General features: G+C 53.2%; 8 protein-coding genes. 3 read left to right on the forward strand and 5 right to left on the reverse strand.

The window, feature by feature from the left end; genetic code table 11:
- Positions 1-5: 5 nt before the first annotated feature.
- A complete protein-coding gene (locus tag HDF14_RS13220) occupies positions 6-2,942 on the reverse strand; it encodes a sensor histidine kinase (RefSeq protein ID WP_183977366.1) in 2,937 nt (978 codons plus the stop codon).
- Between the two features lie 288 nt (positions 2,943-3,230).
- On the reverse strand, positions 3,231-4,904 hold the full coding sequence (locus HDF14_RS13225) for an alkaline phosphatase family protein (protein ID WP_183977368.1): 1,674 nt from the start codon (positions 4,902-4,904) through the stop codon (positions 3,231-3,233).
- A gap of 337 nt (positions 4,905-5,241) precedes the next feature.
- On the opposite strand from HDF14_RS13225, the gene HDF14_RS13230 reads away from it, so the two are divergent.
- Positions 5,242-6,543: a GRP family sugar transporter gene (locus tag HDF14_RS13230; protein WP_183977370.1), complete on the forward strand. Its 1,302-nt coding sequence runs from the start codon at positions 5,242-5,244 to the stop codon at positions 6,541-6,543.
- Between the two features lie 25 nt (positions 6,544-6,568).
- Here the strand turns inward: HDF14_RS13230 and HDF14_RS13235 are convergent, their stop codons facing one another.
- The 3 genes from HDF14_RS13235 to HDF14_RS13245 form a co-directional block, all read right to left on the reverse strand.
- Positions 6,569-7,588: a LacI family DNA-binding transcriptional regulator gene (locus HDF14_RS13235; protein ID WP_183977372.1), complete on the reverse strand. Its 1,020-nt coding sequence runs from the start codon at positions 7,586-7,588 to the stop codon at positions 6,569-6,571.
- Between the two features lie 168 nt (positions 7,589-7,756).
- Positions 7,757-8,932, reverse strand: a complete 1,176-nt coding sequence (locus HDF14_RS13240) for a phosphatidylinositol-specific phospholipase C1-like protein (RefSeq protein ID WP_183977374.1) — start codon at positions 8,930-8,932, stop codon at positions 7,757-7,759.
- 78 nt (positions 8,933-9,010) lie between these two features.
- The gene (locus HDF14_RS13245; RefSeq protein WP_221304672.1) at positions 9,011-12,610 is read right to left on the reverse strand and encodes a TonB-dependent receptor; all 3,600 of its coding nucleotides are present in this window, start codon (positions 12,608-12,610) and stop codon (positions 9,011-9,013) included.
- A 335-nt stretch (positions 12,611-12,945) separates the two neighbouring features.
- Here HDF14_RS13245 and HDF14_RS26610 point away from each other — a divergent pair, with 335 nt between their 5' ends.
- Entirely contained in the window at positions 12,946-13,764 is an 819-nt protein-coding gene (locus HDF14_RS26610) for a hypothetical protein (RefSeq protein ID WP_260698227.1), read from the forward strand.
- Positions 13,761-15,158 carry a TolC family protein gene (locus tag HDF14_RS26615; RefSeq protein ID WP_260698228.1) on the forward strand — a complete coding sequence of 466 codons (1,398 nt, stop codon included), beginning with the start codon at positions 13,761-13,763 and terminating at the stop codon, positions 15,156-15,158. The genes HDF14_RS26610 and HDF14_RS26615 overlap by 4 nt, the downstream gene beginning before the upstream one ends.
- Positions 15,159-15,197: the final 39 nt, after the last annotated feature.

Raw genomic sequence — 15,197 nt, forward strand, 5'->3', positions numbered from 1 at the left:
CAGCTTCAGCGAGTGGATTGGTCTTCAGAACTGTTCTCCTCTTGTGATCTTCGACCTCGACGCCAAGGTCTCCATGGTGACTTCGTTGTTCTTACCTGCAACGTGACCTTTGTTCCCTGGCCCAGCTTACTGTCAATGGTGAGAGTTGCGCCAATGCGTTTTGCATGAGCCTGCATGCCTCGCAGTCCAAAGTGCCCATCTCTTCCTTGACGTTGCGTGACTTCGTCGATGCCCTCGCCATCGTCTACAACAATAACCTCGAAAGAGTCTGGAGAAAAAATGATCTTCACCTCGACATGTCTTGCGTAACCGTGTCGGAAGGCGTTGGATAGAGCCTCTCGACAGATGCGGTACACCTCGTCACGAACAAGAGGATCGATCGGGCGAGGCTCCCCCGTGGTCGTCAACTGAAAGTCAGGAAGCTCGCTGAGTCTGAACTCAGCTTCTGCATGTCGTAAAACATCGACGAGGCTGTATTCTGCCACCGCAGTCGAATGAAGATTCGAAACCATATTGCGATTACGCGCTATGCTTCCACGCACCCGGTCAGCCAGCGTGCTGAGCGACGTGGAAGCCGTCTCTGGCTGATCGTTCAGTTGAAAACCCAGCAACTCGAGCTGAAACGCCACCCCGATCATGTCCTGAATAACGGTGTCATGGATCTGGTAAGCAATGCGTTCGCGCTCCGCAGTTCGTTCTTGAAAGCGAAGACTGAGGCGCTCTGCCCGGAGCAGCGTTCTTCTCCGCGTCACCTCAACCGCGATGCCCACCAGCGCAAAAGCTAGCAACGCCCGAAACCATCCTGTCTGCCAGAAGAACGGTTCCAGCCTGAGTGCAGCAGTGGCGGCCACTCCGTTCGAGACACCTTCACGATTCGTGGCAACGACCTGAAATGTATAACGGCCGGGCGGCAGACCAGTGTAGGAGACAACGCGTTCTGTTCCAGCGTCGATCCACTGCCGATCCCATCCCTCAAGTCGATAGCGAAATCGAATTTGTTCGGGAGCAATATCGGAAGGGGCGGTGTAGGCAAAAGTGATGCGATGGAGTCCCGGAGAGATCGTAGTCACATCCGCGCCAAGATGTTGATCATCTACTTGGATGTAGTCGAGCACCGCCTGCACGATTGGGTCTGGCAGGTGTGGGTTCACAACGGCGATTCCGTGCGTCGTAGCAAACCAGATGCGTCCGTCGCGTGATCGGATGGCTGTCACCTGATTGAGAGGAAGTACATCATTACTTTTGAGACCGTCGGCCCGGTCAAATACCTCAGGGATGACATGGTCAGTCTTTCCTTCAGCGAAAGCCATCCACTGTTTGCGGCTCAGGCATGCAATGCTACGCGGCGTGACGATCCAGAGATTTTCCTCCGCATCTGACACAACGTCCAGCACGAAACTACCCGGCAATCCTTCGGCCTGCGTGAGGACTTTTCCTGCACCTAGGTTCTTCCGGACAGAACCCTCATCGGACCACAATATCAAACCGCGCATTGTCGCTACTGCCAAACCATGTCCGGGCCATGCTGCGCTGAGAATGGGATGCGGTGTGTTGACCGCTGGCTCAAATCGTTCGCCGGTCCATCGTTCGAGCTGCGTGTCTGTTCCGGCCCAAAGCTTTCCTTGCTGATCGACCGCGAGATATCGTATGGAACTGTCCGTTTTTGGCTGCCCTACGTCAATGCTTGATAGCCTTTGATCCTTCAGACGGAACAGTCCGTGATGCAAAACGCTGAACCAGAGACTTCCATCGGACGTTGCTAGAGGAGTATTGACGTATCCATGCGGGATGGATGGTATTTTGGTGAACTTGGATCCCCTTCGCTCGAAGATGCCATAGTCGGAGATTGCAATCGCAGGAGTGGCTCCACGTTCGGCAAACCCGCGAATCTGACCGGCAGGAAGTCCTTGCCCACGTCCATAGAGCGTTCTCCGCCCGTCCTTGAACTCGGCGACGCCACCCTCCAGTGTTCCAGCCCAGATCCCGCCGTCTCTCTGCTCAAAAATTGCGTCTGTCTGACTCCGCCCACCACCTGGGTCATCGCTGATGGCGTAACTTGTAAAGATCCCATGATGAAATCTCTGTAGCCCGGCGATCGTCCCGATCCACACATCATGATTGCTATCTTCCAGAAGGACTCGTACGTCATCGCTGGCCAGACCGTCAGCAGTGGTCATCGCCTCGGTCTGATTGCCATATCTGCGGCTGAGTCCATGTAATCCGCCACTCGCCATCCACAGTGCTCCGCGATGATCGACCATCAAGTCGACGAAATTGCCGAGTCCAGGGTGCGGCACCAGTTTGAAGTCCCCACCATCAAAGCGAAACAGCTTATGGCCGTCGCCCGCATACATTTTGCCCGAGGCGTCTCCGAACAGAAGTTGGATACCGGGATTGTTATATCGAATTACCGAGTGATCAGCCTGTACGGCCACAACGTGTTCGCCATCAGTAATCCAGAGTATTCCGTCTTTGTTTTCGAAGAGGTCACGCACTACATGAGTATTGGATGGCAGAGGCACAGCCTCCAGCGCATCGCCTCGCGTTCGCATCAGTCTATCGTCGGAGACGATCCAGACGCCTCCATCACCGGCACGCGCAAGCGCCTGGATCAGGACATGCGAATTGCCAGGAATAGTGATCGTGACAAATCGATTGTGGGTGTAGTGAAAGAGTCCCGTGGTACTGGCAATCCACATCCCGTCATCGTTGTCCCGCACTAGCTTAAGTATTCTTTCCTGCAGCTCCGGTGGCCCGTCCTTCTCGAAGCCTCTGAAATGTACACCGTCAAACCGCGCTAAGCCGTTGAGTGTTCCTACCCATAGAAAGCCATCGGGTGTCTGCGCCAATGCTGTCACGAAGTTCTGCGGCAAACCCTGTTCGGTTGTCCAGGTAGAGAGGACCTCGTCGCGCAGGAGAGGTTCTGAATCTCTTGTCTTCATGTCTTGCGCGTTTAGGGCTAATGAGAACGCTAAGCCGACACATGCAACGTTAATCTTTCGTCTCCACCGCAAAGCTTAGCCCTTAGGGATAGTTTCTTTCGTGATTACCCTCAATACGCATTACAGACGTACAGTATAGGCGGGCCCGTCTTGCTCCCGCTTACTGGAAAGCATGATAGGAATGGCGTGTCGAATTAGGACCAGTCAATTATTTCAAGTTGATATTTTGGTTGCATTGCGCCGAGTCAACGGATCACGCCACCTGACGGTGGGGAAATTGCTGCGCACCTAGGGTCTCACTTGCTCCCTCTCTTTGGGATGGATGACCCAGGTCGAACCCAACTCCTCCGGTTTAAGGGCTTCCGTCAACGGTCGACCAACGGCCGCGCTGGGGCGGTTGATCCGTAGGAGCGAGGCGAATGTGGCCGCAATATCGACCGGCGCCACCATGGTGTGATAGGTGCCTGGGACGAACGGCTCTCCAAAGAACTCTAAGGGGACATGGCGATCGTAGTTATTAGCCGTGAAGTGTGTTGTGCCACTGCCCTTCCAGGGAAACTGGTAGGGACCAAAATTTATGTGGAGCGCCCAGCCGACGTTGGGCGAATAACTGTGGGCGATCAAACGGCTATATTGCGTGTCGGGCAGCCTCCCTTCACGCATCTGTTTGCTCGTATAGACGTGCGTGAGAACTGGAGGGTCTCTGTGACTCTCCGCGTCTTTTACATCAGTGAATTTTGCGAAAACCTGCTGCAACATATTCGCTGTTGTGTCTTCGGCCGCCTCCTCGGAGACACCAACAGCTTCAAATGCTTCCCGATTCAGCAGTAAGTAAGGGTTATCCATCAAGAGGATATAAGGCCCCTTGCCTTTGAGTGGGTACCTTTGCTCCAGCATTGCTTCGAGCGGCTTGGTGAATGATTCAGGCGGAAAGTCCAATACCGGCATCCGATATGCATCTCCGGCTTTTTGGCTTGTCGCCACGCCGTGATCTCCAGAAACTGCAACAAGAACATTTCTGAGACCTATGGTTTGATCGAGATGGGTGAAAAAGGCATTCAGCAAAGCATCCGACTGAACGATGAGGGCCTCCTGCGAAGGATCGTCCGGGCCAAAGGCGTGCCCATTGATGTCGGTAGACGAAATGGAAATCGTGATCATGTCGGTTACGCCAGCCGGGTTTTTCCCAAGTTTTTCAGCGTCGATGAGGGTCTGCGCAAAGTCGAGCTGATACTGAACGCTAGCGGAGCTCCTGCCCACCATTTCGTAAAAACTTCCTTGAGGCACGCGGCTCTTTACTCGAGCCTCCAACGAATGATTGCCGGAGTTGAAATCTTTAGCCCATTGCGGAAGATCTTTCATCCAGTACGTCGAAGTGACCCATTGACCGGTGTCGTGGTCCACCCAAAACGCGCCGTTTGTGGCGTGGCCACTCGTAAGAATCGCGGCCCGATCTTTCATAGACACACCGTAAACCCGAGAACGTCCTTGTGTCGCTAGCACAAGCTCATCTCCAAGTGTGGTAGCCATCTCCCGATGCGCGGACGCGCCCGTGAGATCTTTGGTGTTCGCCGGTGCACCGACAAGTTTATAGCGGTCATCGGCGACGGAGCTCACCTGATGTAGCGTGCCATCGGCAGAACGTTCGTACCATTCATTTAGTGGAATCTGATGAGCGTCGGTGTAAGCTCCTGTGCCGATCGTTGCGTGGCCTGCTGCCGTGACAAGATTGGCGTAATCGTAATAACAGTCTGTGAAGTGAGCTCCCTGTTTAAGAAAAAGGTTCCAACCGTTTTTCTCCTTAAATTCCGCGCGATAGCGATCAAGGTAATCGCCTCGAAACTGGTCAAACACGAGGATAATGACCAGCTTGGGCCGCGCATCGTACGCGTCAGCCGATGCTATGGGAGCGCAAACAGACAAGAGTGCTAACGAAATAAAGAGACCATATAGCTTTTTCATGCGGAAGGGCTCCCCACAGCAACGTTATATTCGTTGCTGGCTTGAAAAACGGTTTAGCGAAGTTGATCGAGCACCGCTTCATCGCAAAAACGTCGGCACTACGGCAGTGGGTGCATAGGCACTGATAATCGATTGACATGTGAAGTCTGCAGCGGATAAGGTCTCAGCACAACGTTATCGGTAACTATAAATGACTTCGTGGGAGATTGAGCTTGCGACCATTGCAAACAACGAAAGCCGTTTTGACGGATTTACACTTTTGGATTCCGTTCGCAGTTTTGGGGTTCGGATTAGGGTTACTTATCTGGCTGCATTGAACTGATGGGAAGATAAAGCGATGGCAGCAGACGTAGAAAAGGGTTTTACTCGACATGCGGAAGCTGGTTCTTTGCATACGCTGGGAGTGCTATGCGGCGTGACCGCAGGAGTCTGGTTGGGCGCGGCGGAAGCACCGACCAAGTTGGTCAATGCAGGCTTTTCTCCTTTCGCCATCTCGTTATGCATGGTAGCCGGAGTATTCACGGCTCGATGGACTTTTCCGACCTTGTTGAAGGGGACGGTTTACGTTTTTCGGGATCTTATGACATGCAAGCATCTGCTGGTATGGGCGATTCTGGCGGGGGCGCTTTGGGCGGTTGCGAATACATTAACGGTTTTTGCGATACGTGATGTTGGTCTAGCTATCGCTTTTCCGATGTGGAATACAAATGCACTAGTGGGGCTGTTTTGGGGCCGTGTACTATTTCGCGAGCTGGATGGTGCCGACGGCAAGACAATCGCTAAAGTGGTGCTTGGATCACTGTGCATTGTAGTAGCCGCGATTATGCTCGGATTTAGCACACTGCATGGCACTACAAGTCCCAGCGGCCGTCATGCGCTCGGAGGGGTGCTGGCGGCCATCGGTGCAAGCCTGATGTGGGGAACGATGTACGTTCCGTACAGAAAAGCCTACCTTAGCGGCATGAATCCGCTTTCATTTGTGACCGTGTTCACCGTCGGTGAATTAGTCACCATGTGCCTACTCACGTGGACGCTGGACGGTGGGCGTCACTCGTCAGTTTTTCAACTGGTGCGGGGAGGACACTTTCTATTCTGGCTATTTCTCGGCGGTTTTGTCTGGGTCATTGGCGACATGTTTCAACAATTCGCCGCGAAATACCTAGGTATCGGCCGCGGCATTCCACTATCGAATACTAATCAGCTTTGGGGACTAGCATGGGGGGCCCTTGTATTTGGTGAGCTTGCAACTGCAGACAACGGGCATAGACTTTTGGTGCTGGCTGGTTCGGCAGTTATGATTCTCGGCGCACTCTTCATCAGCACAGCGAAGGCGTCCGCAGCGGAGCATTCTTCCAGAAATGAGGCATTGGAACGTGAATGTGACCGGTACGGTCTGGACTACAACCGGGTATTACTGGCGCAGAGCGGAGACGAGGGGGGCCAGCCCACTGAAGGCCGTCGTTGGTGGGATTACGCCATCATTTTGACCGCGGTCGCTATATTTGTCTGTCTAGGGACCAAGGCGGTTGTACCTCCGCTCGCAATGAATTTCAAGTGGATCGTTGTTCTTGGGGCGTTCCTTCTGGTGAGTTTGGTCGGGTGCGGTTACCGTCTTTACAAGCAGACGGGATTCTCGTAGAGCTACGTCGTTCTGCTCAAAGCAATCAGGACGTCTGGTCCCGCACAGTAGACTGACGCACGACTAACCTTGGTTCCAATAGGATTGTCTTCGGAGGCAGGTCAGGATTTGTTGTCAATTCGAGAGCGAGCTCCCCTGCACGAATACCAAGTAGGTCGGGTTGCTGATCAACGCTAGTTAAGGGAATGCGCAGATGTTTGGCATAGCGCAGGTTGCCGGATCCAACGAACGCAATATCTTCCGGCGTCTTGAGCCCAGCTTCACGTGCGGCTTGCATCGCACCGATCGCAGTAAGATCGTTGTAGCAGAACACAGCATCTGGACGCTTACGCAACTTGAGGAGATCCTGCATCGCTTGATATCCAGCCTCATCACCCAACTCTTCGAAACGATTGCACGTAACTATGAGTTCTTCGCGAGTCTCCATCCGCTGGCTTTGCAGCGTGTCGCGATATCCTCTGAGGCGCTCGAGCGAAGGGCTTATCTCACGACCGCCTATGTGAGCGATGCGCTTCTTCCCAATTGAGATCAGGTGCTCGGTTGCAATACGGCCAATCTTGTAGTCGTCAGAACCGACAAAGTGGGCCGACAGATAAGGAAAGTTTCTGTCAACAAGAAGAAAAGGCGTCTTCTCATCTCCAAGTTCATAGAAGTTTTTGAGACGCGCCTGACTTGAAGCAATCAGTAGCGCATCCACGCCCCGGCTAAGAAGCGTTCGAATCTCTTGTTGCTCAAGCTCGGGGTTTTCTTCTGAGGATGCAAGCACCAGCGCCATATGGGATGCGCGGAGAACACCGGCGAGCGACTTTGCGAACTCTGCAAAAAAAGGATGAACCAGGTCGGGCACTACGAGACCCATTGTGTAGGTTCGACCACTTGCGAGGCCACGAGCCAGCATGTTTGGCTTATAGTCAAGCTCCTGCATTCGCTTAAGGACGCGTGCACGCGTTTTCTCGCCTATGTCCTGATTGCCACGTAGCACTTTGGAGACTGTAACAGTCGAAATCCCGAGGTCGCGTGCAATATCTTTGAGACGGATTGCCAAGTATGGCCCCTTCCGGCAACAGCATGCAATGGCGTCGCGAAAGCCTTGTGTCGGAACTAATAATGCTCCTATAGCCTACAGGGGCATATTGTGAGCTACAAAAAACTTCATCTCACGCTCCTCCTGTTATGCGTTCTTCCGCTTCGGAAGCCCGCTGGGTTATTTCAATTACTGGGGGACAGGATGATTTTCCGGTGAGGGCACTCCCCCAATTTTTGCGTTCGGCTCAAGCAAGCTGCTCTTGCAGACAGCCGGTGCATTAATGATGTTGCAACGCGCGGGCAAACCGTCCGCAAAACCCACGCTGTAGCCAGTCCACTTCGAAGGTTCTGACAACGGATAATCTGTACTGATCATTTGCACACCGGAATGCAAGAGAGCGTCACGACGAGTGGTGTCGTTGGTGCGGGCTGCAATTGTGCTTTCGTCGGCACGAGCCCGAACGATGTAGCCCTGGCGCACGAGTTGATCGATCAGTTGCTGACTGCCCTCGTTTTCTTCCACAAAAGCGGCGTCGGGCTTACCCGGGTCGGAGTTTGTGAATAGCACGCGACCTTGTAATAGTGGGTGGCGGGCAGTGTAAATAGGTCCGGCATTTTTTTGATCCATCAAAAAAATCACCTTGCCGCGTGACTCTGCCAGGGTCGGCCAGCGGCCGGCACGCACTGCGGCTTCCAGGGTCTGGTAGTTGCCACGCACCTTGTCCGGTAAAATCATTTCTTCGTCGGCAAAAATAGAACGGATTTCCTTATCGAGGGCATCGAACGTTTCGCTGGTAAATGGCTCGGCCTCAACGCTACCCGGTATTGACTGGGTGCGACCATGTTTGGTTTCGATCAACAGGAACAGCGGGACATGCTCCGGATGGTCCTTCGACCAAGTTCGAATTTCTTTGAGGCAATCGGTAAACAAAAGACAAGAGCTCCGCTGATTGAGATCAGGTATATGGATGACTTTAAATCCGGGTTTATCCATCTCGTTTGGATCAAAATCAGCGTCCGGCGGAAGTCCTGCTTGCTTTGTCAGTGCAACGATCTTTGGATGTGAGAACCGCCCACCATGGGGATCTTGGACAATGTCGATTTCCAGCTGCCGAACGCCACCGTTTAGCTGCGCAGTGAGCGTTGCGTGCCTATACTCCAAAGCTTCGTATTCGCGGGGATTTTGGCTATATGCGAATTTTTCCTCGCTTGGAGCAAATCCAAGGTTATAGCTGTTATGGGATCCTATTACCTGGATCTGGTTCAGGTGAATCTGAGTATCCTGATTAGAATTCGTCTGGCCCGCTAGTATCCCCGCAGTGCTGAAGACTAAGAATACAACCACACCTACACTTTTTCGCAATTGAAGGTCCTCTCCGCTCAATTATCATCGGCCAATAGCAGGCGAGAATAACTAGAATCTTGCCCTTCCTCGCTAGTTTTAAAATAAGACCTTCGCAGCAAACTGAAGTTGCCGCGACGGGAAGGCCGTCGTAATGGTTCCAAACGACGCGCCGTCAGAAATGTTTGTGTCCGGGGCCTGCCAGTTGGTGTGGTTCAACACGTTGAACGCTTCGGCTCTCAGGTCCAACTTGACTCGTTCCGTTACCAAGGGAAATTGCTTGTGGAGTCCCAGATCCGTGTTGTAGTACGCATAGGAGCGAAGGCTGTTGCGCGAAACATTACCAAAAGCAGAGGCGTTTCCATAACGAGTAAAAGATGGGTAATCGTAGCTGGTGTAGTTGCCACCTCCAGGGAGATAGCCATTCAGCCCACGGCTTTTGGTGACACCATTTACGTTGCTTGTTGGAAGCGCCGTGATTTTAGTACCTTTGAGAGGCGAGCCAGCTATGTGCTGAGGACGCAAATTGACCAGATCAGTGCTGAACAACTGGCCAATCGTAGAACCACTACTTCCGTTAAGAAGCGCCGTGGTGGTGCTACTCGAGGAACCTGAATAGATGATGTTGAAAGGTAGACCGCTTGTGATCGTATTGATGACAGTAACCTGCCATCCTCCCAGAACAGCATTCATAAATCCATTAGATTTGGCGCCAAATTGGCGGCCATGGCCGTATGGAAGGTCGTAGACGATTGAAGTAGTATTGTCGATCGGCTGATCGTAGCTGGAAGGACCGTAATCGCCGCGAGGGTTGGCGAAGTTGACTCGCGAGGTATCTCCATTATTCTGTTCCAAGTGCCCGGAGGCGAGATCGAATGCTCGGCTGTAGGTGAAAGAGTTGAGCAAATAGAGCCCGCCCATCCGCTTCTCGCCTTTGATCTGCAGCGAGTTGTAATTCGCCGGACCGCCGCCATAAGCAATTTCAATGTCACCGAAGGTGGGTACGGGCCGCCGATTCTGATACGTAGCGCATCCAGCTGGCGTTGCGGTGAGGCAGGGGGCCGCTTGATTGTAATCGGCCAAGATCTGCAAATGGGTACTCTTATTGCCGACGTAAGCGATATCAAACAGGATGCCACCTGGAAGCTCCCTCTGAACATCAAGGAAGAAACTCTGCACGTAGCCTGTTTTAAACTTGGGATCAATGTAGCGTGACGTGACGTTCAGAGGATTGAAGTACGCAGGACTAGTGAGGATGTTCGAGTAACCCTGTTGTGTCTGACGGAAGCAAAGTGTCTGGACCTGCGTATCGTTGGTGCAAAGACTAGCCGCGGTTGGATAGATAGAGTTGTTATTGTTCACCGTAGCGTTCACGACGTCCGGACCGTTGTACGTGAGATTATTCTCTCCACCAGCACGATTGAATTGCACGTAGACAATGCCGTACCCCCCTCTGAGAACGGTTTTTGGATTAAGGCTGTCTGCGAATCCAAAACGTGGCGCGAAATTATTGGTCGGTGTGTGCACCAAGGTGCGGTCATAAAGGCTGCCATTGCTGGCCGGTATGAGTGTATTGGTCGACGGGCTGAAATTCGCTAGGCGATTATCACGCTCGAACTGCGGCGTCATAATCTCATAACGCAACCCCATATTTAGCGTCAAGGATGGCGTAACCTTCATATCGTCCTGGAAATATCCCGCGTAATAACGCTGTCGCAAGTTCACAACTGTGTAGTTGGTGAGTGCGTAGGAGGAACGGTTACCAAAGAGGAAATCGGCGACGGCTTGGGCCTGTTGAATCTGGGTAGAAGTCGAGTTGCCAGCAGCGGTATCCGTGGGATTACAGGCAGTCGTCACACTGGCAGAGCAGTTCGGGAAAAATGGTACCCCGCCAACAGTTGGCCCGGCCGCATACCGGCTTGAGTAGTTGTCCTGGCCGTAGCTGGGATTAAAATCATTCACGACGGTGTGGATCAGCTGTTGTTCGTAGCCGAACTTCATCGAATGGCGTCCGAGGACCCACGTGAAGTTGACCTTGGGGTTATAGATGGTGGGATTTTGAAACTGTGGACTGGACGGCTGGTTTCCGAGCTGGGTAAATCCTATGATTGACTGCGCATTCAGACTGCGGACCAAGCTGGGATCGGTCGGTAGCCCGTCCGTGATACCGTTTTCGGCGAGTAGCGAAGCCTGGCCTTGGGTATAAGGAGTCTTGGCGCCAATGTTGCGTGTCCAGGCAAAACGAATGTCAAGTAGTTTGTTCTGACTGATGATCCAAGTGGCTCCGCCGGCGATTTGGCGATTCTGAATGTTTACGTTCGAGTTAGCATTGCCGCCGGCAGGACCGCCCACGGTGGGAGGATCAAAGATTTCGGTCTGATGTTCACTATAGCGGCCGAAGAGTTTCCATTTAGTGAAACTCTGGTCGATTCGGATATCGCCCTTGTCATCGTTGATCGTTCCGCGCGGTGCGTTGCTGTAGTTATTCGTAATGTTGTTATATGCCGGTGCGGTACTGCCATTGGCACCGGTGACATTGTTGGCCGGAAGCGCCGCGAGGACGGCAAGAGCGAACGGCGTTGATCCGGAAGCAACATTTCCGGAGGTGTATGTAGCACCCGTGAGGGGGTTGTAGAGGGGGATAGGTGCAGTTGTTCCATCCACCCTGTGCAGAAGAAACACCCCAGCTCGCTGTTCGGAATCCGGCAAAGTCACCGCAGCCTGTTGATAAGTGAAAATCTGTCTCACGCCTTCGTAATCAGCAAAGAAGAACGTTTTGTTGCGGAAGATTCGTCCACCAGTTGTAGCTCCGAACTGGTTGCGAATCAGGCCGGGCTTGTTGCCAGTTGCCGTTTGAAGAGGACCGAAGGCGTTCAGGTCGGTGTTGCGGATGTAATCCCACACAGCACCGTGATAATCGTTCGACCCACTCCGAGTAGAAACATTGATCACCGCTCCTGGCATACGACCATACTCTGCCGAATAATTATTCGACTCTACTCGGAATTCGCTGACGGCGTCGGGAGACGGAGCGATATTCTCATCTTCAAAACCTTGGTTCGAAGTCCCATAGTTACTGTTCTCCAAGCCATCAATGAGGAACTCGTTAAACGCCGAGCGTTGTCCATTAATGTTAAAAGCCGCTTCACGGCTGGAAGCAGTCTGGTTCTCGAGCATTGATTTACGAACGCCGGGCGTGAGCAATACCAAGTCCGCGTAGGAACGTCCGTTAAGCGGTAAGTTCTCCACTTCCTTCTGACCGATGACCTGGCTGCGTGAACTAGTCTCGGTTTCCAAAAGTTGGGCAGCGGCCCCAACCTCAACTACCTGATTTACCTCGCCTGGCTTGACCTGAATATCAACACGTTGACGCGAATCAGTCGAAAGGTTGAAAGTGTCGGTCTTCGCTCCTCGAAAGCCAGAAGCTTCGGTCGAAATCTGATAATCTCCGATGGGCACCGAGTTGAATTCGTACTTTCCCTCGTTATCGGTTCTCGCAGTTTGAGAGACATCGGTAGCAATGTTGTTAAGTTTGACGACGGCGTTGGGAACTACCGCGCCGCCGTTGTCACGAACATAGCCTAGCACCGAGGCGGAGCCGAACTGAGCGTGTGCGTCGTCCACGTAGAGTAGGGAATTCGCAACCCATATCAGCAGACCGAGCATCCGGATAACCGAGTTTTTGTTTCTCTTATCCATAGCAAACATCTCCAAACCTTAGCGTCGGTTGCCTCATCGATCGGGAAGGTCCCCGCTGATGTTGATTGAAACTAGATAAACGACTTCAGGGACGCGCGAACATTACTTGAGCCACAATGTTGGTGTCAACAGAAAAGTTTACCGCTAACGTTAGCCAAAGATTTTGTCCTTCAAGTTATTGAAGATAAACGTATTAATAGGGCACTTACTACAACGAAAGCGGTGAAGTGATTGAGAAAAAAGAGGGAAGAAAATTCCTCAGTCGAGCTTCGTAAAGAACAAGATGTGCGGGCGGGCTTCTGTGCAAGACAGGTTCTTTTCTTCACGCGGCGAACGTGATACCTCCGGGGACCAGAGTCACGGGGCATGTAACGACCGCGAGCGCTTTCGTCTTTGATGCAACTCCGTATGCCAAGCAACGGCAGGGCGTACTAGCAATCCACTTTGACTCCATCGACGATCAGGGTAAAAACCTGCCATTGAACGTATACGTTCGCGCTCTCGCCGATCCACTAACTGCGTGGGCAGCGAGAACGCCGAAGCCCAGTGACGAAGACCAACTCGGCACGGTGACTCAAATTGGCGGAGACTTGGTGACGCCATCCCAGAAGGGCGTGATGTCGCAGGATGGAGACATCGTGGGGTATCAGAAGCGTGGCGGCATCTACGCGCACCTGATCTCAGCATCTGGTAACAGTCCTGACAGTTGTGACGCAAGCGACACCGAGGAGTCGATGGGTTTGTTCTCTGCGTCGGCATGTGGACTGTACGGGTTTGCCGATTGTGCCCTCATAGGTACTGGAAAGACCGGAGAACATTCAACCTTGACACTGATCTCCCGACGCCGCTCACCGAAGCTATGGGCTCATAGCACTGCAGGGCAAAGAGTTCGCGAGCCGCGTTCAGGGCTTTTCCCCACGATTGGCTTCAATGCAACCGGTGTCGCCGTCGCAGACACAGGAACATCAACCGCCGCAGGAGCGCTGACCCCCTCTTCGATCTCAGACAGGTCCGCTTATGGTGGAAATCTCGTTCAGCTAGTGACCGACTTCGGCAGAACGAGCGCTCTGAGTGTCCGCAGCGCCTACTTCAGGTTATGGGCGCGGAGGAGGTGCTCCACGCTGCAAGGGAAGCTCAAGGAAACCGTCAGTTGATTGTCCGCCAAATTAGCGCACTCGCTGGAAGTCAACTGCGCTCAACGCTCGACGTTAGCTTCGCAAGCATTCTTGAGAGTGAAGCGGAGCTGGCTGTGGTTCGGGCCGAAAGCTCCGTGCAGCAACAACGCACTCGCCTCCCCACTGCCATGGGCCAGCTGAAACCTGTCACGACAACACTCGTCGCAGAACAACTTCCATCTCAGCTTCCGCTGGAACCATCATCGTTCTTGGCTCAAGCCGACTTGCAGCGTGCAGATTTGAATGCAGCCATCTCTCAACAAGATGCGGCATCCCGCTTCGCCGAATCAGAGCGGCGGCTCAGTTACCCCACACTGAACGCGCTTGGTGCTGCGGGGCAGATTCCATTCCACGACCGCACGTTGCAGGGAAACCACGCGGCAGCCGGATTCAATCTAAGTATTCCAGTTTTTAATGGTGGTCTTTTCGCAGCACGTCGTACCGAAGCAGAACTTGAGTCCGATGCCCGCACACGCGACGTGGAAGAAGTGAAGCTGGAAGTGAACGAACAGGTCCAGAACGATTGGTCGCAGGCGATGGAGGCATATAGAAGTCTCGACGTCTCGACTCGTCTGGTAGCACGGAGCAAAGAGTCACTGCGAATTGGCTCAGGCCAGATACCAGGCAGGCCTAGGCAGCATCGTGGAACTCAACGAAGCGCAACTGAGCGAGACATCCGCAGAGATCAACGCTGCCGGGGTGACCTACACCTACCTTACGGTCATTACGAAATTGGAGGTGTCGTACGCTTCTTCCGCGATCGTTATTATCCCATCGCAATGGCGGCAGCGGGAGCTCAGAACGATACAGTGGTCGGCGGCGGTTTCGTCGCAAACGCTCGATTCCCAGTCACTACCAAGGTTGACGTGGGGCTGCACGTGCTAGCGGGTGATGGAACAGGCCGCTATGGAGTCGCTCTGCTGCCGGATGTAACGGTTCATCCGAACGGTACTTTTGTTCCGTTGCGCAACGCCCAAGGGCTTCTGTCCCTTGAGTTTCATCCGAACAAAAGGCTCGATATCTTCGGATACGCAGGTTCAGAGTACGTTCAGCGGACCTTCTATGTCAGTGGTACCGGAACGCTCGTAGGTTACGCTCCTACGAACGGAAACAATGTTGGCTGCGGGACCGAAGCACTACCGACAGCTGGGACTGGCTACGCTCCCGGAGCGAGTCCGTGCCTTGGAGCAACTAGAGACATCTCACAATATTCGGCAGGTTGGGTGTATCGCATCTACAGTGGTCCGGCAGGCAAACTCCAATACGGCGCGGCATACAGCTATCTGGCTCGTAATGGATGGACGGGAGTCGGCGGCGCACCTAAAGCTACCAACAACTTCGTCTACACCAGTTTCCGCTATTACATTCCATAATTGAAAATGTACGCAAATCTATCCATGCAAAATAATGAT

It is taken from the genome of Tunturiibacter gelidiferens (assembly GCF_014201335.1).
In the GTDB taxonomy this organism is placed as follows: Bacteria; Acidobacteriota; Terriglobia; order Terriglobales; family Acidobacteriaceae; genus Edaphobacter; species Edaphobacter lichenicola_E.